General features: G+C 67.9%; 1 pseudogene. It reads left to right on the forward strand.

The features are described 5' to 3' along the window. Window positions 1-209 (forward strand): annotated as a pseudogene (locus tag AAHB16_RS32715) (ABC transporter ATP-binding protein); the annotation flags it as partial.

Here is a 209-nt window from a genome sequence, read left to right on the forward strand (position 1 = left end):
GGCGGCGAGCAGCAGATGCTGGCCGTCGGCCGCATCCTGCGCACGGGCGCGAACCTGCTGCTGCTCGACGAGATCTCGGAAGGGCTGGCGCCCGTCATCGTGCAGGCGCTCGCGCGCATGATCCTCACGCTCAAGAAGAAGGGCTACACGGTGGTGATGGTGGAGCAGAACTTCCGCTTCGCCGCGCCGCTCGCGGACCGCTTCTACGT

It is taken from the genome of Cupriavidus sp. OTU4054 (genome assembly GCF_038440175.1).
GTDB lineage: Bacteria > Pseudomonadota > Gammaproteobacteria > Burkholderiales > Burkholderiaceae > Cupriavidus > Cupriavidus pauculus_D.